The sequence below is a fragment of the Thiomonas sp. FB-Cd genome (assembly GCF_000733775.1).
In the GTDB taxonomy this organism is placed as follows: Bacteria; Pseudomonadota; Gammaproteobacteria; order Burkholderiales; family Burkholderiaceae_C; genus Thiomonas_A.
Genome location: NZ_JPOE01000002.1, coordinates 2,206,588 through 2,226,353, shown reverse-complemented (window position 1 = coordinate 2,226,353; position 19,766 = coordinate 2,206,588). Strand labels below are relative to the sequence as shown.

The 19,766-nt window shown below is 61.9% G+C and carries 21 protein-coding genes; 10 read left to right on the top strand and 11 right to left on the bottom strand.

Features of this window, described 5'->3' with window-relative positions:
• Positions 1–267: 267 nt before the first annotated feature.
• The gene (locus CD04_RS0110795) at positions 268–1,305 is read left to right on the top strand and encodes an IS630 family transposase (RefSeq protein ID WP_031406656.1); all 1,038 of its coding nucleotides are present in this window, start codon (positions 268–270) and stop codon (positions 1,303–1,305) included.
• Between the two features lie 22 nt (positions 1,306–1,327).
• Here the strand turns inward: CD04_RS0110795 and CD04_RS0110790 are convergent, their stop codons facing one another.
• The 3 genes from CD04_RS0110790 to CD04_RS24580 all read right to left on the bottom strand — a co-directional run bounded on the left by CD04_RS0110790 (position 1,328) and on the right by CD04_RS24580 (position 3,360).
• The gene (locus CD04_RS0110790; protein WP_031406655.1) at positions 1,328–1,894 is read right to left on the bottom strand and encodes a PolC-type DNA polymerase III; all 567 of its coding nucleotides are present in this window, start codon (positions 1,892–1,894) and stop codon (positions 1,328–1,330) included.
• A gap of 179 nt (positions 1,895–2,073) precedes the next feature.
• On the bottom strand, positions 2,074–3,189 hold the full coding sequence (locus tag CD04_RS21730) for a transposase (protein ID WP_231480537.1): 1,116 nt from the start codon (positions 3,187–3,189) through the stop codon (positions 2,074–2,076).
• A 9-nt stretch (positions 3,190–3,198) separates the two neighbouring features.
• On the bottom strand, positions 3,199–3,360 hold the full coding sequence (locus CD04_RS24580; protein ID WP_231480536.1) for a helix-turn-helix domain-containing protein: 162 nt from the start codon (positions 3,358–3,360) through the stop codon (positions 3,199–3,201).
• A 246-nt stretch (positions 3,361–3,606) separates the two neighbouring features.
• Between CD04_RS24580 and CD04_RS0110775 the strand changes: the two genes are divergently transcribed.
• From CD04_RS0110775 to CD04_RS23720, 8 genes are all read left to right on the top strand, one after another.
• Positions 3,607–4,614 (top strand): MBL fold metallo-hydrolase, encoded by a 1,008-nt coding sequence (locus CD04_RS0110775; protein ID WP_031406652.1) that lies wholly within the window; start codon positions 3,607–3,609, stop codon positions 4,612–4,614.
• A gap of 591 nt (positions 4,615–5,205) precedes the next feature.
• Positions 5,206–5,760: a YbhB/YbcL family Raf kinase inhibitor-like protein gene (locus CD04_RS25020; RefSeq protein ID WP_031406650.1), complete on the top strand. Its 555-nt coding sequence runs from the start codon at positions 5,206–5,208 to the stop codon at positions 5,758–5,760.
• A gap of 319 nt (positions 5,761–6,079) precedes the next feature.
• Positions 6,080–6,868, top strand: a complete 789-nt coding sequence (locus tag CD04_RS0110765; RefSeq protein ID WP_156030217.1) for a hypothetical protein — start codon at positions 6,080–6,082, stop codon at positions 6,866–6,868.
• A 207-nt stretch (positions 6,869–7,075) separates the two neighbouring features.
• The gene (locus CD04_RS0110760) at positions 7,076–8,782 is read left to right on the top strand and encodes a phospholipase C (RefSeq protein WP_369792826.1); all 1,707 of its coding nucleotides are present in this window, start codon (positions 7,076–7,078) and stop codon (positions 8,780–8,782) included.
• A gap of 1,186 nt (positions 8,783–9,968) precedes the next feature.
• Entirely contained in the window at positions 9,969–10,424 is a 456-nt protein-coding gene (locus tag CD04_RS0110750) for a c-type cytochrome (protein WP_051849110.1), read from the top strand.
• Positions 10,425–10,517: 93 nt separating this feature from the next.
• Positions 10,518–12,227, top strand: a complete 1,710-nt coding sequence (locus CD04_RS0110745; protein WP_031406641.1) for a PQQ-binding-like beta-propeller repeat protein — start codon at positions 10,518–10,520, stop codon at positions 12,225–12,227.
• 80 nt (positions 12,228–12,307) lie between these two features.
• The gene (gene pqqA, locus CD04_RS23180; RefSeq protein WP_081858005.1) at positions 12,308–12,382 is read left to right on the top strand and encodes a pyrroloquinoline quinone precursor peptide PqqA; all 75 of its coding nucleotides are present in this window, start codon (positions 12,308–12,310) and stop codon (positions 12,380–12,382) included.
• Positions 12,383–12,458: 76 nt separating this feature from the next.
• Positions 12,459–12,623 (top strand): hypothetical protein, encoded by a 165-nt coding sequence (locus CD04_RS23720; RefSeq protein WP_197033079.1) that lies wholly within the window; start codon positions 12,459–12,461, stop codon positions 12,621–12,623.
• A 91-nt stretch (positions 12,624–12,714) separates the two neighbouring features.
• On the opposite strand, the gene CD04_RS0110735 is transcribed toward CD04_RS23720, so the two are convergent.
• The gene (locus tag CD04_RS0110735) at positions 12,715–13,200 is read right to left on the bottom strand and encodes a DsrE family protein (protein WP_031406639.1); all 486 of its coding nucleotides are present in this window, start codon (positions 13,198–13,200) and stop codon (positions 12,715–12,717) included.
• 291 nt (positions 13,201–13,491) lie between these two features.
• Positions 13,492–13,890, bottom strand: coding sequence for a DsrE family protein (locus tag CD04_RS0110730; RefSeq protein WP_197033078.1), 399 nt, complete (start codon positions 13,888–13,890; stop codon positions 13,492–13,494).
• A 643-nt stretch (positions 13,891–14,533) separates the two neighbouring features.
• Here CD04_RS0110730 and CD04_RS0110725 point away from each other — a divergent pair.
• Entirely contained in the window at positions 14,534–14,779 is a 246-nt protein-coding gene (locus tag CD04_RS0110725; protein ID WP_197033077.1) for a hypothetical protein, read from the top strand.
• 226 nt (positions 14,780–15,005) lie between these two features.
• Here the strand turns inward: CD04_RS0110725 and CD04_RS22595 are convergent, their stop codons facing one another.
• Genes CD04_RS22595 through CD04_RS25010 form a run of 6 tightly spaced genes read right to left on the bottom strand, consistent with a single transcriptional unit; the run spans position 15,006 to position 19,749 of the window.
• A complete protein-coding gene (locus CD04_RS22595; RefSeq protein ID WP_031406634.1) occupies positions 15,006–15,827 on the bottom strand; it encodes a tetratricopeptide repeat protein in 822 nt (273 codons plus the stop codon).
• 26 nt (positions 15,828–15,853) lie between these two features.
• Positions 15,854–16,168 carry an EthD family reductase gene (locus CD04_RS0110715; RefSeq protein ID WP_031406633.1) on the bottom strand — a complete coding sequence of 105 codons (315 nt, stop codon included), beginning with the start codon at positions 16,166–16,168 and terminating at the stop codon, positions 15,854–15,856.
• 49 nt (positions 16,169–16,217) lie between these two features.
• The gene (locus tag CD04_RS21720; RefSeq protein ID WP_369792825.1) at positions 16,218–17,777 is read right to left on the bottom strand and encodes a TonB-dependent receptor; all 1,560 of its coding nucleotides are present in this window, start codon (positions 17,775–17,777) and stop codon (positions 16,218–16,220) included.
• Entirely contained in the window at positions 17,669–18,472 is an 804-nt protein-coding gene (locus CD04_RS24570) for a Plug domain-containing protein (protein WP_231480535.1), read from the bottom strand. Before CD04_RS24570 ends, CD04_RS21720 begins: the two co-directional genes overlap by 109 nt.
• Positions 18,473–18,475: 3 nt before the next feature.
• Positions 18,476–19,228: a TonB-dependent receptor gene (locus tag CD04_RS25015; protein WP_255333217.1), complete on the bottom strand. Its 753-nt coding sequence runs from the start codon at positions 19,226–19,228 to the stop codon at positions 18,476–18,478.
• Positions 19,111–19,749, bottom strand: a complete 639-nt coding sequence (locus tag CD04_RS25010) for a TonB-dependent receptor (RefSeq protein WP_255333215.1) — start codon at positions 19,747–19,749, stop codon at positions 19,111–19,113. The genes CD04_RS25015 and CD04_RS25010 overlap by 118 nt, the downstream gene beginning before the upstream one ends.
• Positions 19,750–19,766: the final 17 nt, after the last annotated feature.

Genomic DNA, 19,766 nt, shown 5'->3' with positions numbered 1-19,766 from the left:
GCAGGAACTCGGTGTTGTGCATTCGGATGCACGAGCCCAGGCAGAGGGCGCGCGCCAGCGGGTTCGCGGTCCGACGGCAGTTCAGCGCTGTTGCTCGCGGCGTGGCAGGCGATGAAAGAGCGGGGGGATGCCGCAACAGGCGTCGGCCTTTTGCCGATGGACGTGGCGACTGAGCCATGGGAACAGACACTCTTGGCGCCTGGGGTTGCTATAGACTAAGCACGAATTATCCGTGAACTTTAAGGCGTGGAATGAGTCTGACTTTGCATGGAAAAAGAAGACGCCCGCAAGCAGTCGCGAGAAGTACTGCACGAGAGACGAAAACGAGTCATCCGCATGCGCCGCAAAGGGATGCCTGTGATGCAGATTGTTGAGCACAGCGGTCTGAGTTGGTATGCCGTGAACGCTGCAATCACCGCTTATTCGACTGCGGGGGCAGCGGCACTCAAGCCTGCTGCACGTGGCAAGAAACCAGGCAGTGGACGCATGCTGAACGAATCGCAAGAGAACGCGGTTCGGCAACTCATCTGCGACAAGCGCCCCGAACAACTGAAGATGGAATTTGCGCTATGGAACCGGGCTGCGGTCATGCAGTTGGTTGAACGCGAATGCGGCATCAAGTTGTCGGTGCGCGGCGTTGGCAACTATCTCAAGCGCTGGGGATTCACCCCGCAAAAGCCGATCAAGAAGGCGTATGAGCAGCGTCCAGAAGCCGTACAAGCCTGGCTGGACGATGAATACCCGGCCATCGAACAACGCGCCAGGTCCGAGGGTGCCGAGATTCACTGGGGCGACGAAACCGCGGTCGTGAATACCGACGTGCGTGGCCGCTGCTACGCACCGGCGGGCAAAACACCGGTGACCTTTGCGGTCGGTGGCACACGCCAGAAACTGTCGATGATCGCCACCGTCACCAACCAGGGCACGACACGCTGGATGATCATTGACGAGGCGTTCAACGCAGACAAGCTGATTGAGTTTCTGGGTGCACTGATCCAGGACGCCGGCAAGAAAGTGTTCCTGATTCTCGACAACCTGCGCGTCCATCACAGCAAGCCGGTCAAGGCCTGGGTTGAGAGGCGTCAAGACAAGATCGAGTTGTTCTATCTGCCCAGCTACAGCCCTGAGCTCAACCCGGAAGAACGGCTCAATGCCGATTTGAAACAGGCTCCTTATACGAAGGTGCCGGTACGCACCAAGGCCAAATTGAAAACCGCCGCAACAGAGCACATGCAGACGTTGGAGAAATCACCCGCGCGGGTGAGAAAGTTCTTCCAGGACGCACGCGTGAAATATGCTGCGTGACTCACGGATAAATCGGGCCGGATCAATAAGGTTCGCGGGAAGTGCTGCGTAGCAGTGCTTGCGCTGCGGTCTGTAACGTTTGCGCGCCCAGATCGTCCCGCGCAACGCGCAGCCACGCGTGCAGGAGATCCACATCCCCCATGGCGCGATGCCGCGCAGTGGTGGACAAGCCGTGGCGGCGCATGATGGCGTCAAGTCCGTGGCCTGTCGCACGGGGGTACAAGCGCCGGGATAGCCTCACGGTGCACAGGGTGTCGACGCGAAGCGTGACCCCTGTGCGAGCGATCGCATGCTTGAGAAAACCGTGGTCAAAGCGCACGTTGTGCGCGACCAGGACCGCGCCGTCGAGCAAAGCGAGCAGATCAGGTAGAACCCGCTGAAAATCAGGTGCGTTACCCACCATGGCATTCGTGATGCCTGTGAGCTTCTGGATGAAGGGAGAAATCGGCTGCCCAGGGTTCACCAGGGACTCCCAGCGCCTGGTCACCGCACCATCGTCCACCCGGATGGCCGCAATTTCCGTGATGCGATCATGGACAGGGTCGATCCCGGTGGTTTCCAAGTCGAGCAAAACATAACTGGGCAGCATCGCGACATTGTGCCTGCAGGCACCATCCAATGTGACGTTAGCGGCTGCTGAGCGCCTTCAGGGGAAGGGGCTCATAGGGGACGCGCAAGATGCTTTTGACGTTGCGTGTCGGTGCGATGATCGCCCAGCCCCCATGCCAATGACGCGGGCGGAGATCGCGCAAATGAACTCTCCCGCCGCTAAACGCATGGCGTTGTAGCGGGGGTTTCGCGGGTCACAGACCTGGACTTGCCCCGTTGCCGTGGCAGAGGTTTGGGTCTCGCCGCCACGCCCGTCCCAGGCGTGTCCTGCGTGTTGTGCGCGTCGATGAGAACCACCATTGCGCTGTTGCGGTCGCGCGGGGCCGTGTGCCCGCAGTGCGGGCACACATGCACACGCTGCGCCAACGTCTTGGGAGCGAGTTCCCAGCACGCCGCGCAGCGCTGCGACGGTTTGAGCTGGCGCGTATGGCTCAGATGCAGCCGCGTACCAGCTTCTTCCGCTTTGTACGCGAGCATCGGATGCGCCATGCCGAACCCTGCCGAGAGGATCTCCCGGTTGAGTCCGGCCTTTTGCCGCACGCGACGGCCCGGTGCATCCACCGTGCCCTTCGCGCTGCGGCTCATGGTCTTCGGAGCCAGTTGCTCAGTCGCCAGGACGGCGCATTGCCGCACCAGCTTGGTTGTTTCCTTGTTCACGAAGTCCCGGCGCAGGTTGCCGATGCGATCGTGCAGTTGTGCAATGCGACGCCCGAGCCGTTTGAAGCGCAACGATCCCTTCTTCTTCCTGGCGCGCTGCCGCTGCAGCGCGGCAAGGCGCGGCAGTTCCTCGCGCAGCCAGCGCGGGTTATCGATGGTCCGTCCATCATCGAACGTCGCCCAGTCGTTGATCCCGAAATCCACCCCGCGGCGCTGATCGCCCGTGCGCCGGCGCGCACAGGCCGACTCGGGCACGCGCAGCGTCACCGACACGAACCACCCACCACCTTTGCGCGTGAGGGTGATGTCGTTGGGTTTTGCCTCAACCCCGAAGCGGTGACGCCCGCGCGCCCGGACGGACAGGGCCGTGTCTCCACTGCCGATGCGCAGCGTGGCACCACGGCCGCCGTGCTGCATGAGCTTCCAGCCAGCCGGGTCGGGGTAGGCAAAGCCCGCGAACCGCTTCGCGGCCTTGAACCGCGGGAATCCGGGCGTCTGCCCCGCCTTGACGCGACGAAAGAACGACTGGAATGCGGGATCCAGCCGCCGCAGCGTCTGCTGCAAGGCGTGGCTGCCGAGTTCGTTGAGCTCAGGCCGATCCGCCTTGATCTGCGGCAATGCGTTCTGCTACGCGTAATAGCTGATGGATTTGCCGGCCTTGCGCCAGGCGTCGATGCGCTCTTCCAGCGCCGCGTTGTACAACTCGCAGTGCAGCCGCGTCCAAGCCTCAAGCCGCGCAGCTTGCGCGGCATTGGGATACAGCTTGAGCGTGACTTTGCGCCGTTGCATACTGGTCTTTTATCCAGCAAAAGACCGAACAACAAGCGAAAACCGCCCGCTTGACCCCCTCCTGCCCGGACGGCTTCGCCTGAGCGACGCTGTGCGTCGGGCCGGGCGAGGAAGGGGAATGCGCGGGCATGTGTTCAGCCGGTTCACGCGGGGCATGCGCGGGGGCCGTGTTCGAGACCTGAGGCCAAGGCATACGATCGCCGAGGTGTCTCGCGAGAGGCGTCTTCATCCTTAACGGGCAAGCGAATGCGATATCTCTTTGAACCTCGTCTCGTCAATGACACCTTTGGCGATCCAGTGCTGTACGTCGATGTTCGCGATGAGCGCCGTGCGCTGCTTTTCGATCTCGGCGACATCACCGCGCTTGCACCCCGCAAATTGATGCGGTTGAGCCACGTTTTCGTCACGCATGCGCATATGGACCACTTTTCCGGATTCGATCATCTTCTGCGTGTCGTACTCGGCCGCAAATCGTCCCTGACGCTGTTTGGAGGCCCTTGCTTCATTGCACGGGTCGAGCACAAGCTGCGGGCTTACACGTGGAACGTGGTGGACCGGTATGCGACCGCGCTGGTCGTCGACGTTTACGAAATGGAGTTGGAGGGGCTGGTCCAACATGCCCGTTTCTCGAGTCGTTCGGGATTTGTGCGGGAGCCCTTGCCGCCATCGGAGCGTGACGATGATGTGCTTCTTGAGGAGGCAACGATTCGCGTTCGCGCTCGCTTTGTTGATCATGGCATTGCCTGCCTTGCCTTTGCGCTTGAGGAAAAGGCGCACCTGAACGTTGACAAGGATCGCATCTCGGCACTGGCGCTGGGAGCCGGTCCCTGGTTGACCGAGATGAAGCGTGCGGTCTTGAGTGGCGCGCCAGACGCGCAACGGATCGAGGTCGGGTGGCGGGACAAAAATGGTGAGCACACAAGCATCCGAACTGTGGGCGAGTTGCGGGACGTGGTGCTTGACATCACACCTGGGCAGCGCATTGGCTACGTGACCGACCTGCGCTACACCGAGGGGAACATCGACATCCTTTCGCAGTTGATGCAGGGCATTGACCTCCTCTACATTGAAAGTGTCTTTTTGGAAAAAGACAAAAGCCATGCGGAACGAAAGAATCACCTGACCGGGCGGCAGGCTGGCGAAATTGCGCGACGCCTCGGCGCCAAAGCCATCGTGCCGGTTCATTTTTCGCCGCGCTATGCAGGGCGCCGAGCTGAATTGATCGCAGAGATTCACGCGGCGTGGCGCGGCTGAATGCCACATGGCAAGTCACGCCATGTGCTTGGAATGGGGGGCGCTTCGTGAGGATGGAACTATGGCATGCGGCGGGGTGCGATGCGCCGCATGCGCGTCTTCTGCACGGTCCGCCGGCGGATGGTTCGGGCGGTGTTTGCCCCAGGATCTCGAATGCGATGCAGTGAGGGGTGCGCGCGCCCTGGGCGGGCGATGGCTGCCCGAGGGGTCGCGCACGTGCTTGTGATCAACTTCGTGCGTTGGCCAAAGACGGCCACGTCGCGCCGTCTACCGGACATCTGTACTGGAGGCGGACGCGGCCATGCAGTGATGGCAGTCTCACTCGGTGGGGCCTCGCACAAGGCACTTCCGGTCTGCGCGGTGTCCGGCTCAAGAGGTTGCAATGACCGGGCGCGGCAGCCCACGCGTCTGCGGCGCGGGTGGAGGAGCGGGGCAGAGTCGATGTTCTTCGCCTCGGCCGCCGAGTGCGTTTGCGTGATGGGCTTACTGGACCTAGGATTCGCGTCAGTGGTACGGCGATGTTCAGGCGACAGTCAAGGCTGGCCCTTGAGTCGCCCGTGCAATGGAAGCTCGCAGCCGGAGGAATGGTCGATGCAGTTGGTCAGCACAGCGGTCGTGGCTTGTCTCCTTGTGTCTAGCGTTTCGGCGGTGGCGCATGGTTTGACTCTGGACAGTTCATCCGTCGAAGCCGATGGCTGGCTTTCAGCCAAGCAAGAGTACAGCGGTCACGGCTGTGTAGGAGGCAATATCTCACCGGCGCTTTCCTGGAGCGGCGCCCCGGCTGATACGAAGAGCTTTGCGGTGACGCTGTTTGATCCGGATGCCCGCGCCGGACAAGGATGGTGGCACTGGGTTGTGATCAATATTCCGCCAACAGTGCACGCCTTGAGGGAGGACGCCGGCAATCGTTCCGGAACACACCTCCCCGCAGGAGCCGTCCAGATCCGTACGAGCTTCGGCGATTCCGCTTATGGCGGAGCGTGCCCGCCCGTGGGCGACAAGCCCCATCGGTACGTGTTTACCGTGTATGCGATGAAGGTCGCAAGAATTGACCTCGCCTCGAGTGCCAGTGCGGCCTCCGCGAGCCGGTTCATCAACGCTAATGCGCTGGACAGGGCAACCTTGGTGGCGCGTTATGGCCGTTGAAGGTGCGCTGCGGCGCGCTTGCCATTGAGGCGCTGCGGGCGCGCCTCCCGGTAGTTCTCGACCATGGGGCGGCCCGGTAAGCCGGGCGCCTTGGTTGGCACCGAGCAAACCGCGGTTCGAGCCGCAACATCACAAGCCGAACACTCAAGGCCGGGAAATTCTGGTCTGCACGATCGCGCACTGCACTGCGGTGCCGATTTCTGTGGACGCGCCGCCGCAAGCTGAGTCATGACGGCCGCATGCGCGATGCCACAAGCGCCATTGACAGGCCGACAGAAAGGAATAAGAATGATTCCCACTACGAAATATGGAGATTGCCGTGTTGCGATCCTGCATGATTGGCCTGGCGGCGTTCCTGATCATGGAGCTTGCCTTGCTGCGACAAGCCTCAGCGCAGGAATGGAGTTGTGACGTTGACGATTACGTGACGAAGGCCATCGGTATCGAAGAGCCTTGGGTCGAGAATGCCGGCTATCTGTTCACCCAGTTCAGCAACAGCAGGCCAGGTGCGCTCACGGTCGCTCCCGAGATCGAGGCCCGATTAAGCGATCGCCTCGGTGTGGAGCTGGATCTGCCCGCTTACACGGCAAACGATCCGTTGGGAGATGGCAGCAGTGCCTTGGGACCGATGGCGGCGGGCCTCAAGTTGGCAGTTGTGCACACGTGCAACATGGGCCAGGGCACGGCGGCACTGCTAACCGTCGAGGTGGAGGGGCAGTACTGGGCGGATCAGCGTCCAGACGTCCTGCCAGGCGAAGGCAACGCCGTGACGGCGCAGGCGATGTGGGCACAACTCTGGTATCCCTGGTTCATGCAAGGCGAGGCCGGGTATGTCCAGCGCGTGGGCTCGGGCGTGGCGAGCGGGTGGTTCGTCAACACGAGTCTGGGCAAGTCTATTAGCTCCGCTTACGCAGCCCAGATTGAGGTTGAGGTGGATCGGCAGCTGATTCGAGGCGATGGCCAAAGCGGTCTGGAGGGCTATGTCATGCCCCAGATTGCATACCACGCGTCGCCTTGGCTGCTTGCCCTGGGGGAGCAAGCCGCTTTTCAGCAGGGCGATTTGCACACACATTGGTCGACTTGGGTGATGCTCGAGCGGGAGTTTTAAGGCGTGCAACCACGGCGCCGCGTACCGTGTCAGATGCGGCACCAGCTCGAGTGCCGGGCACGGGTCCGCCACTGACGCGAAAAAACCAACGTGCCGTCGCGTGTTCACAAATGTTTCATGCTCGCCCCCTAGGCTGCTCCCTGCAAAAGAAGGTGCATGACGCGCCTCTTGCATCAACCAGGGAGTTTTTCAGTGATTCGTCAAACGATGTTGAGCGCCGCAGTCGCCTGCGCCGCGTTAGGTCTGGCCGCCTGCGGCGGCGGATCATCGACCACCACAGCCACACCCTCGGCCACGACGAGTGCTGCCGTCTCGGTGCAAGACGCGTTGGCCACTGCTACGCAGATCAAGCACGTCGTGGTTATCTACAACGAGAACGTCTCGTTCGACCACTATTTCGGTACCTACCCCAACGCGACCAACCCAACGGGTGAGCCCGTCTTCACGGCAGCCGCGGGAACTCCGACCGTCAACGGACTGAGCGGCACCCTTCTTACGGCCAACCCAAACTCCACGAACACATTGAACGGCGCGGGCGCAGTCAACCCGTTCCGGCTTGACCGCACCCAGGCCGCAACCGCCGACCAGAACCATGCGTATTCAGCCGAACAGCAGGCGTATAACCATGGCTTGGCTGATCTCTTTCCGCTGTACACCGGCAAAGGCACGACTGGTGGCGTTGGCGCGTTCGGAACCACAGGTCAGGTCATGGGCTACTACGACGGCAACACCGTCACAGCCTTGTGGAATTATGCGCAGCACTTCGCCATGAACGACAGCGCGTACACCGATACCTACGGGCCCTCAACGCCTGGCGCGTTGGAGGCGGTCTCGGGTCAGACCAACGGGATGCAAATTGTCGCCACAACCAAGGTGCCCTTCACGACGGCCGCGTATTCGTACTTCATCGCCGATGGTCAAGGCGGGTACACGATGATCAACGATGTCGACCCGGCCTACGACCAATGCTCAAACCCCAGCGATCAGGTCATGATGAGCGGGAAGAACATTGGCGATCTGCTCAATGCCAAGAACGTGACCTGGGGTGGCTTCATGGGCGGGTTTAACCTGAGCACGACCAACACCAACGGCACGACCGGGTGCAAACGCAGCACCTATTCGACGGTGGTCGCGTCCACCGTGACCGATTACATCCCGCACCACAACTGGTTCCAGTACTACAAGAGCACGGCCAATCCCACCCACGCGCGCCCGAGCAGCACGGCGGCCATTGGATACAGCGTGGAAGTTGATGGCAAAACGCCGGAGCCGGCCAACCACGAATATGGCTTGAATGATTTCTTCGCGGCCGTGAAGGCAGGCAACTACCCTTCGGTCAGCTTCCTCAAGGCACCTGCCTTTCAGGACAGTCACGCCGGCTACTCCGACCCCCTGGACGAGCAGGCATTCGTGACCAAAGTGGTGAACTTCCTGCAGCAGCAACCCGACTGGAAGAATACCGCCGTCATTGTGACCTGGGATGACTCCGACGGCTGGTACGACCACGCCTACGCCAACCCGACCACCCCCTCCTTTGACTCCCAGGCTGACCAGCTCAACGGCTCGGGAGTCTGCGGGCAAGGCACCCAGCCCATGGGTGTTGGTGGACAGCCGATTAATGGTCGCTGCGGTCCGGGCACGCGGATCCCCTTCATGGTGATCTCGCCTTGGGCCAAGCCCAACTATGTCAGCCACGTGAAGATTTCCCAGGCGTCCATTGCACGATTCATCGAAGACAACTGGCTGGGCGGGGCACGCCTTGGCGGCGGATCGTTCGATGCGACTGCTGGATCGCTCATGGACATGTTCAATTTCTCGCGCACCGGCAATATCCCCGCGCTATACCTCGACCCGAATCTGGGTACGGTCCTGAGCGCGCCGCCTGCTGGCAGCTCTGTGCCCACGTCAAGCTGAACGGGGTCATCGCCGTGAAAGCGCGGTGAGTCCGACGCCAATCGCAAGATGGCGCCGACCCCGCGAAGTCGTTGACGCAGGAAGCTGAACACCCAGCATCAACCGAAGCCTGCGCGCGGCAACTCAAGGATGGGCGTGCGTGAGCGCGCACGCCCATGACGCCCCGGGGCAGTCGGGTCTTTATCTCTCTTGGGCAAGGCGCGATTTAATGCATTGAGGGCTCGCCCCTCCCGATGCACGATGCGTTGATCACGACGCACTCTGACCCGCCTAAGGGACGCGCCTGCCGCCACGCATCGGGCGGACTCCGCCGCAGCAGCGCGCGACGATCTCCTGAGGACCCCGCGCTCCGTCCACGCACGCATCTTTCGCGCAACCTGGCCCAGATCTTGGCTAGCCACGAGTCGACGACCTGCGCAATCGAACGCTTGCGGGAGGCTTGGCCGGCTCCCATGTCCCATTCCCCGGGGCAAACATTGAATTCCTGAACGCCTGCATTGTTTCGTTACAAAAACGAAACGCGCCTGCTCAGCCTTTGCATCATATTCAGGTATAAAGAGACAAAGAGGTGAGCCCGGCCGAAGATTTGCTGCCTGCATCACCCGCCGTTCGGATCGCGTGAGGAGACACGATGTCTGAAGCACTGACGACGCCGCTTCCCGTGGCGGGAGTTCCTGGCCACGCCAGGATTGCGGATGCGCGGTTCAGCCCTATGCCGCTGCCCCACACTGCGGAAGCGCGCCAGTTTTCGGTCGCCAGGGCGTACGGATCTCCATGCACCTGGAGTCCCACGAGCACGGTGCAGGCCGACGAGGCGACCGCTGAAGTCGCGGGGGCGACGGGCCCATTCAATTTCATGCGGGTGGCCACCAAGCCTACGCGCCAGTTGAGCGCCTCGCATGCCCAGACGCAAATGAACGCGTGCGCGGCGCGATACCGAGTTGCCGACCTCACCATATCGTGTGTGGCGCGGCTTGCAGCGGTGGTTCGCCGCTTGCGGGCGAACCACGTGATGGATCCCAAGTGTCGCATGACGCGCGAGCGTGCTCGTCGGAGCCCCCGGCTGGCAGTCCTTGGTGATCGCACAACGGCCGCGCTGCAGAATGCCTTGCCGTATCGTGAGCCATTGAAAGACTGTTGATCTGCCGTCGTGAAAATCTATTAACAAAAAGGGAGTGGCATTGGAATGGGCATCAAAAGGAATCGAACGCATAACGCGTGCCAAAAAATAGCGATTGGAATCGTGGCGCTCGGATTTCCGCTTGCATGCAATGCTGAGAACAGTTGCGTGGGGCAATCTTCCGGATACTTCAGCAAACCGCAGGCAATGAGCGGTAAGAAGCTTTACCTTGATAACTGTGCGGAATGCCATAGTGCAGACTTGAAGGGTAACTCCGGCCCGGCTCTTTACGGCCACGATTTCGAGTCCTATCTGAAATTTTCACATATTTCAGCGGCGCAACTCTTGGCGTTCATGCAGTCGCAGATGCCATATCAAGCACCAGGCAGCTTGAAGCCTGATGAATATCAGGATATTTTTTCCTATATTCTCGATGCGAATGGCTACAAGAGCGGGAATGCCGATCTTAGCCAATCCAACGTTTCGTGCATCCCAATGCTTCCTTATCCCGGGAAAGAATGACTGGCTTTTTGAGGAGAGTAACCACTGATAAAGACGTGATGTGTGTTTTTGAACGATAGGGTTACCCAATTAAAATGAAATGAGGAGACATCAATGAAGTCGCTTTTGGATTTTCCAAAGATAGCGCGAACGGTTGCTTTGTCCGCGGCCTTGATGAGCGTGGCAGCAGCGGGTCATGTGTTGGGATTCGCTGCAGCGCAGGCCGCCGGTGTGCAGGCATCTGGATCGGAGACCGGTGGGCTTGTGAGCAAGGGTGCAAGTGCAGTTGAGCAGGAGGTCAACGTCACCCAATCCATGCTGAGCAACGCCGCCAAGGAAAAAGGCAACTGGCTGCTTTCCGGACGTGCGTATGACAATCAACGCTATTCGCCGCTGACCCAGATCAATGCGCGAACCGTCAAGCACCTCGTGCCGGTTGCGATCGCCCAGACAGGCTACACGGCCAGTTTCGAGACGACGCCATTGGTGGTGAATGGTGTGATGTACGCGACGACCCCAATGGTCAACAAGAAGCAGGCGCTCATCGCCCTCAATGCGGTGACGGGCCAGACGCTTTGGAAATACGAGTACACGGATGGTTTCAACCAGATCTGCTGCGGCCCGGTCAATCGGGGTGCGACAGTGGGCAATGGCAAGGTGTTTTTTCTGACCATTGATGATCATCTTGTGGCTGTCGACGCAAAAACGGGGCAAGAGGCCTGGAAGGACGAGGTGGCCAATCCGCAAGCCGGTTATTCCGAAACCATGGCGCCGACGTTCTATGACAACATGGTGATTATCGGCAGCGCTGGCGGTGAGTGGCCGATAGCGGGTTTTGTTGCGGCGTATGACGCCAACAGTGGAAAAGAGCTCTGGCGCTGGCACAGCACCAGTGACCACGCATCCTGGTCGGGTGACTCGTGGAAGACCGGGGGAGGGATGACCTGGACGACCCCAGCCGTGGATCCGGAGCGTGGCTTGCTGATTTTTGCGACGGGCAACCCCAATCCTGACCTGAACGGCTCGGGGCGCTTGGGCGACAACCTGTACACAGATTCCATCGTCGCACTTCACATCAAGACGGGAAAACTGGCTTGGTATTACCAGGAGGTTCCGCATGACGTGTGGGACTACGATGCCGTCAGCAATGTGGTCCTGTTTGACACCATGGACAACGGCAAGATGGTTCCGGCGGCAGGGGAGGCCGGCAAGACGGCATGGTTCTATATCGTCAATCGCGACACTGGCAAGCTGATTAGAAAATCCGAAGCCTTCGATCAGCAGAAGAATATGTTCTCGCAACCGACGGATAAGGGGGTTGACATGCTTCCGGGTGCAAACGGAGGCTCTGAATGGTCGCCGCCGGCTTATTCCCCGCTTACCCACATGGTCTACATCCTGGGCATGAATCAGCTGATGACCTTCACCAATGAGAAGGATTCGCCGGCAATCCCAGGGCAGATTAGACTCGGCAGTACGTTCAAAAATGTCAAGGGCGGGCTACAGGATGGCACGTTTACCGCAATTGACGTCAATTCAGGAAAGATTGTTTGGGATCAGCATTTGCCGCAGCCGATGATGGGGGGTGCATTGGTCACGGCTGGCAATCTCGCCTTCACCGGGGAGGGGAATGGCTCTTTTGACGCATTCGATGCAAAGACAGGTGAAAAGCTTTGGAATTTCAACCTCGGTGCGGGCGTGAATGCGCCACCGATCGCTTATGAAGTGAATGGGAAGGAATACATCGCGGTTGCTGCTGGTGGGAATTTTCAGTTGAACTACCCTTATGGCGACGCGATTGCTATTTTTACGCTTTCGAAGTAATGACGGGCATGGGCACTCTTGGCCGCCCGACACCAGATGCCGGCATTTTGCTGGCAGCCTTCTAACACAGGAGAATCACGATGAAGTGGACTACACCGTCTTATCTTGATTTGCGCTTTGGTTTTGAAATCACGATGTATATCGCCAGCCGATAGCGGGGCAAGAAGGCGCTGGGCCGTCAGCTCAGCGCCTTGTGGTGGCACGCAGGATCGCCCATTCGTGGCGCCATGGTTGCCCAGCCTGCAAGCGTGCTGGAGCGTTGCAGCCATCCGTGCGAGCCGACCGGATGGACGGCAGCCCGGTAAGGCGCAGCGGCGCTTGGCGCTGTTGCCGAGCCATGGCGTTGCGCTTGATGGCGTGAACGCCTGCGTACGCACCGAACCCGACGCGCGCTGAATCGTTGCCTGATTCGATGTCACCGGCTGCCGGGATTGGGGCAGCCGATGCTAGAGGAACATGGCCTCCCAGAGACCATGTTCGGCTTGCGTTACAAACCGGGGTTTGGCGGGGTTGGGTGGATGTAGGCCCAGCCTTGCGATTCGCGCAGTGTGATTTCCCCCATTCCCGAGGGCACGACGCTAATGAACGGATAAAGGTCCTTGCGGTCGATGTGCAGTTCCCTCAGCGTATTGGAGCATTGGGCCAGAATGACACCTTCTTGCTGCAGTTTCTCAAGCTTTTTCTCGAAGCCGTTGTTCTTGACGTAGACGGCGAAGCCCTTGCTGTTGGCGATCAGCTCAATTTGGACTTTTCCCTTCAACCGGGGGTCATCCATCAAGTTTTCGATGTTATTGAGCGTCTTCTTGATCGCACCTTGGCTTCCTGAGTCGATCTGAAAGATGGCACCGTAGTGGCTCTTGGTTGGCTGCGCACCTTTGAAGTCCGACGCCTGGGCATGCGCTGAGGACGCGCTAAACAGCGCCGCGGTGCATACGCTGGCAATGGCGCCAGCCATGTGGCCTATCTTTTTCATGTATGTCTCCTCTCTTTTGAATAGTGGAAGAAAAACTCTCCCGCTGGAAGTCTAGTGGCACTGGCGGGCCACCTTGCTCATGCCCGCGCGGGAGCCCCCCGCGGCCCGGTCGGCGGTGGTATGCCGCTACGCTGCGTTGAATGTTCGGAACCCTCCAGAGGTGCCGCACCGGCGAGTCCCGGTGCGACGACCTGGCGGCTCTTCGAGCCTCGAGGCGCAGCCAATGGTCCCATGGTCAGGAGACGCAATGCGCGAAACGGGCTGTTGTCGCATCGGAACGCGCCAGGCGCCTTAGGGTTGGATCTGGACATAGCCCTCCTGCACAAGCTGGATGATGCGACCGACGGCTCCGGAATTGACGAGCACGCCGGGGAGAAGATTGGCGTTGCCCCAGTGGTGCGCCTTCACGGATACGGCGCACTCCTCGATCTGCACCCCTTGTTTTTGCAGGCCGGCGATCAAAGGTGCGTACGGGTTGTCAGTCTTGACGTGACGAGCGGCGTCGTACGCCTTGTCGCTGAGCGTCATGTAGGCGGCGGGATCGTGGAACACACCAATGATCTTTCCAGTGGTGCCCATCTTCTTCATGCGATCGGCCAAGAGATGCATGTAATTCATGCCAAACGGGAGATCGCCGGCGAACGCCAAATGGTCCATGTTGAACACGACGTTTGCGTGTTTCAGAATCACGGGGACGTCAACATGAATTGGATTTGCACCGGGCTCGGCTTGCGCCGCAAAGGTCGTCGATGCCATTGCAAGGGCTGCGGCGCAAGCCAGAACAAACGTTGAGGTTTTGAGCAGTTTTTCATTGGGAATCGATTGGTATTGACTGCTTGAAAAAGGGCATCGAAAGGGCGAACATGGTGACGTCGTTTCTCCTGAAGATTATTTCCTGCGCATTTAATGACGTTTCATTTAGCGCGCAAAACGCATAATTTCGATTGATATGACCGCTTTTTCATATTGATGCAGAGGAGGGCCCGTCGCAAATGGCAAGCCCTCTGCGCGTGAGCACCCACTCTGCTTGGTGTGTTCGAGGCCATTGCTGATGCGCGTTGCGGCCGACAGAGAGTCCTGGGCTTATCTTGCGTGCCCCTCACCGCCAGCATCCTGGAAAACTATTCCGAAGCGAGCGCTGCCGGCCCGAATGCGGCGAGCGCACACGTGTCAGCACGGTCGTCCCTGACGCGCAAGTCCATCCAGGCGATGTCGACGGGTTACCGTGAGGCGGGGACGTCGGCGCTCGATGTCGGCAGCTTGAGGCGATTACTCGGCAATGACCATGCCTCGGTCATTCGGTGTTTCAATCGCGGTGGATGGAGGGTTGATCGTGGGAATTCAACGACTGCTGCGTGTTGTCGAACTTATCAATGTGGGCTGGATGGCCCTTTTTGTCTTGGCGCCTGCTCTGGTCTCGGGAATTTTTGCCGCCAAGGGCTTTGGTCTGCGGCCAGACGCGCTTGGGCATTACCTGGAGTTTGCGATCATTGTGCAGTTCGCCATTGCACTGGTCTGGAGCGCTTTGTATGCGATGACGCTACGCAAGCAGGCCCATGAGGCAAACCGCAAGTCATGAGCCGCTGGCAGGTCTTGGGCGCAATGGCCGAACGCTAAGCATCAGAACGTTGGGGTGGCTGGTGTTGCGAACGACGCCAGACGCTCGGGTACTTTTTAGCGCAGCGCGACATGAACGGGGGCCGGCAGCCGTCTGGAACGTTGGTTCGAGTGCGTGAAGGCGAGCTTAAAGGACCATCCGAGTGGCACATCAAGAGATGCTGCGATCTGGTCAGTGGCTCGGGCCGTCATCGCAACTCGGAGATCATGGCTTGGGCATCCCGACCATAATGGCTGTCGCTCCCGGCAAGTTTGATCGTTTGCCGCAGGTAGCGCTTGGCGGCATCGGCATCTTTGCGCGTGCCCGCGCCGGACGCATAGCAACGTGCCGCCATGAATGCGGCTTCCGCGACGCCCTGATCGGCGGCTTGGACAAATGCACGGAGCGCTGCTCGCCGGTCAGTCTCCACACCTTGGCCGTTGTAGTACATCAGTCCAAGGCGGTACTGAGCAGGCGCGTAGCCAGCCCTTGCCGAGCGCTGTAACAGCGATACGCCCCGGCCAATTCTGGCCTTGATCGTTGCGTCTTCATTCCCCTGTTGATCTGGATCGTCGAACTCGGCGTTGAGCAGCATTTCTCCGAGTGCATATTCGGCAGGCGTGTAGTTTTGATCAGCAGCCTTGCCAAGAAAATACCGGGATTGATCAAGGTCTTGCGCTACGCCATCGCCGTGTGCATAAAGAAGCCCAAGCAAATATTCAGCTTGCTCATTGCCTTGGTTGTTGGCCTCGGTGAGCCAAAGGATGGCAAGTGGCTTTTCGCCATGGTCAAAGAGATACTTTGCGTAATCGAGTCGGGCGCTTACTTCTCCCTTTGTGGCGGCCAGCTTGAGTTGACGGATGTCGTCAACGTGTACGGGTGCGTGGAAGAACCAGGCCCTGACATCAACTTCGCCCGCGGCGGCTAATCGCGAACCCAGCGCTGTGCAGATGGCGAGCGCCAGGCATACAGTGCGTGCGCGCCTTGCCGCTTTAGCCGTGCTGCGCCGGCAAACCCATCGGTTGTTCATGGCGTTTCTCCCGGCATCGCAGTGGGCTATTCGAGGACGACCTCATTGATCTGGATGGCCGGGGTGAGGTTGGTGAAGTTGGGGAGGTCGGCCATGATCTGGGCGGCATGGGGGGCGAAGGCCTGCTCGAAGGCGGGGACGGAGTCGAAGTAGAGGTGGCCGAGGGCGATGTAGGTGGGTTTGGAGTGGGGCTGGGGTCCGGAGAGGCCGCGCTGGACGGCGACGGCGCGGCAGGCCTGGCCGGTAAGTTTGCGCACCAGGGGCATGTGGATTTCGGTGTAGTAGGCCATATCGAAGCGGGCGTCATCCTGATTGGGGTACATCACGCTGACTTGAATCATGGTGGGGCTCCAGGGGTGGGTTCGGGGTGGGGGTGGGGAGGCAAGGGGATCAGGACCAGGCGTAGCGCACGCCGAGCCAGAGGCCACGGGGGGCGCCGGGGGCGACGAACTGGGTGTTTTGCCAGGAGGCTGGATCGGGGCTGAAGGTGCGGTTGGCGGCGGTGAACTCGTTGACGCCGAGTTGTCCGAAGTCGGTGTAGGTGCGGTTGAAGAGGTTGTGGACGGACAGGTCCAGGCGCCAGTGGGTGTCGAGGCTGTACTGGGCGCCGAGGTTGACGATGGCGTAGCCGGGCACGGTGCCGTGGCGGTCCTGGTTGTTTTCGTCGCCCTGGGCGTAACGCGCGCTGTAGGCCAGCACGGTGGCGTGCAGCAGCAGGCGCTCGCTGGGCTGGTACTGGGATTGCAGGGTGAGGCTCCACTTGGGGATGTTGGGCAGGCGGTCGCCGGGCTGGACCTGGATGCTGCCGCTGGGGTCGGCGCTGGAGTTGCTGGGGCTGGGCTGCAGGAAGGCGCTCTCGTAGGTGGCCAGGGTGCGGCTGAGGGAGACGGACCACAGCCAGCGCTCGGAGCCGGTGGTGAGGTCCAGGGTGAGGGTGCGCAACAGCTCCTGGGGGATGTTGGTGAAGTAGCCCTGGGTCATGTTGGCCAGGCTGATGAACTCGATGGCGTTGCTCAGCCGGGTGTGGGTGTACTCGGCATGCACGCGCAGCGCGCCCAGGCGCCAGACGGCGCCGGCCTGGGCGGTGCGGGCGATGACGGGTTGCAGCTCGGGGTCGGCCACCAGCACGTTGGGCAGGGTGCAGGGGGCGGCAGGGCTGGCGCAGGTCAGCTCCACGGCCATGGGCACGCGCATGCCCTGGGCGTAGCGCAGGTAGTAGGAGGCCTTGGGGGTGGGGTGCAGATCCAGGCCGACGCTGGGGTTGAGGCGGCTGTAGCTGTGGTGGCCGCCGAGGGCGCCGCCGAGGTGATCGGTCAGGTCCACGCGCGCGCGTTCGTAGCGGGCGCCGGCGGCCACATCCAGCCAGGGGGCGGCGGCCAGGCGGTCGGTGAGGTACACGCCGCTGTCGTGGTTGCGCACCCCCAGGTCCACCGGGGCCTGGTCGAAGGGGCCGGTGCCCAGCGTGTAGCGCTGCGCGGTGAAGGTGGCAGCCTGCTGGAGCTGGGTGTACTGCACCTGCTGCGCCTCGACGCTCAGCCCCAGGCTGGCGCTGTTGGGCCGTCCGGCCAGGGGGCTGGTGTTGTGCAGGGCCAGGTTCAGGCCGCGGCTTTGCTGATGCAGGGCGTTTTGCACGTTGCCGGCCACCGGGTTGGCCAGCGTGGGGGGGCTGCCGTCGTAGTTGCCGTTGACATTGCTGTTGAAGCCGCTTTGGTCGCTGTTGCGCAGGCTCAGGCGCGCTGCGAGCTGCCAATGCGCGCCCAGCACCTGGGTGTCGCCCAGGTTGAGGAAGTTGAGCTGGTTGTCGATGTGGTCGGGCGCGGTGTAGACCGCCGTGGGGGTGTTCATCCACTCCAGGGGCAGCGTCTGCGAGCCGGCCAGGTGGCTTTGCGCGAAGGTGTAGCTGAGGTCGAAGTCGTTGCCCGCGTCGCGGCGCGTGAGCTTGGCAAACAGATTGCGGCTGCTGCTGGCGGTGTACGGCACAAAGCCGCTGTCATGCTGGTTGCGCACGGCGAAGAATGCGCTCCAGTCGCCGGCATGGCTGCCGTAGCGCGCGTGCTCGGTGGTGCGCCCGAAGCTGCCGAACTCCACGCCCGCCGCGCCCCCGGCGCCGAGCGCCCGTCCCGGGTGCGCAGCAGCACGGCGCCACCCAGGGTGTTGAGGCCGAACACCGGATCGGTGATGGGCACCAGGTGGATCGAGCGCAGCGCCTCGGTGGGGATCAGGTCCCAGTTGACCACGTCGCCGAAGGGCTCGTTCACCCGCACCCCGTCCTGGAACACCGACAGCCCCTGGGGGGTGCCCAGCACGGGGGAGGCGGCAAAGCCGTTGAAGTGCAGCGTGGGCTGCAGCGCGTTGCCCTGCTCGTGGGTCAGGGCCACCCCCGGCAGGTGCTGCGCCAGCACATCGGCCAGAGCGGTGGCGGGCTGCTGCCCGAGGGTGTCGGCGTCGATCGCGTAGGCGTGCTGCGGCGGGCTGCGAAAGCCCTCGGTGCCGCTGCCCGCCCCAATGGTCACGGTGGGCAGCTGCACGACAGCCGGGGCCGAGGCGGCAGCTGCCGGCGGCACCTCGGCGCCGTGGGCGCGCGCGTGCAGCATGGCTGCGGCGCCCAGCGGCAGCACGGTGCGCAGCAGCCAGGCGGCGCGCATGGCTCAGAAGCCCCGCGTGAGCTGCACGCCCACCATGGCGTTGCGTCCCGGGGCCGCCTCGAAGTAGCGCCCGTTGCTGTCGGCGATCACCACGGCGGCCACATAGTTGCGGTCCAGCACGTTGTCCACCCGCACGAACTCCGACAGACGCCACGCCCCGTGGCGTTGCCGCACCCCCGCCGCCCAGTCCAGCACCCCGTAGCCCTGGGCCGCATCACTGTTGCGCGCGTCGACAAACACCTGGCTGCGCACCAGCGCCGACAGCGTGGTGTAAAAGCCCTGCAGCGCCGCACCGGGCAGCGGCGGACGCCAGCTCAGCCCCGCATACAGCTGCTGGCGCGGCACCCCGGGCAGCGTGTTGCCGTTGTACGGGCCGCCGGTGAAGCGCACGCGGATCAGGCTGTAGGCCAGGCGCGCGCTGAGGTGTGCCGCCAGCGCCGCGTCCGCGCTGAGCTCCACCCCGTCGCGCCGCGTGCTGCCGGCGTTGACATAGGTGGTGCGCCCTTTGACGGAGCTGTTGACGATGATCTGGTTGTCGGTGGTGATGTCATACACCGAGGCCTCCAGCCGCACCGCCCCCAGGGTGCTGCGCAGCCCCACCTCGGCGTTGTGCAGGTGCATGGGCTGCAGCGCAAAGTTCAGCCCCGGCTGGCCATCGGGCCGGTAGGCCAGCTGGTAGAACGTGGGCGTGACGAACCCGTGGCCGTAATCGGCATACACGCTGCTGTGGCGGCTGAGCTTGTACAGCAGCCCCACCACCGGATCGGTGCTGCTGTAGTCGGCGCCGCCCCCGGTGCCGGGCTGAAGGGCGCGTCGGCGGCGTTCATCGAATCAAAGCGCACGGCATCGTGCCGCACCCCGCCGCTGAGCGACAGCCGCGTGCTCAGCGCCCAGTGCGCCTGCACGTACTGCGCCACGTTGTCCACGGTGTTGTACTGGTCGTTGCGCAGCGCCCCCTGGGTGCCCAGCGCGTTGACGTAACCCTTGCGGTATTCGTTCTCGCGCGCATAGTCCAGCCCGGCGGCCACCGTGTAGGGGCGCGCCTGCAGCTCCCCGGCATGCGTGAACGCCGCCGTGGTGCCCCCGAAGTGATCCTGCAGATCCACCACCCCGCCGGCGGACAAACCAAAGCTGCCGCTGAACGGCAGGTACTGCACGATGTGCCGCGTGCCCCCGTACGCGCTCAGCCGCAGCGTGTCCTGCGCATCCACGCGATGCTCCCACACCAGCCCGGCCTGACGGTTGCGCACGCTCTTGCGGGCGTCATACTGCAGCACCGCTGCATCCACCTGCT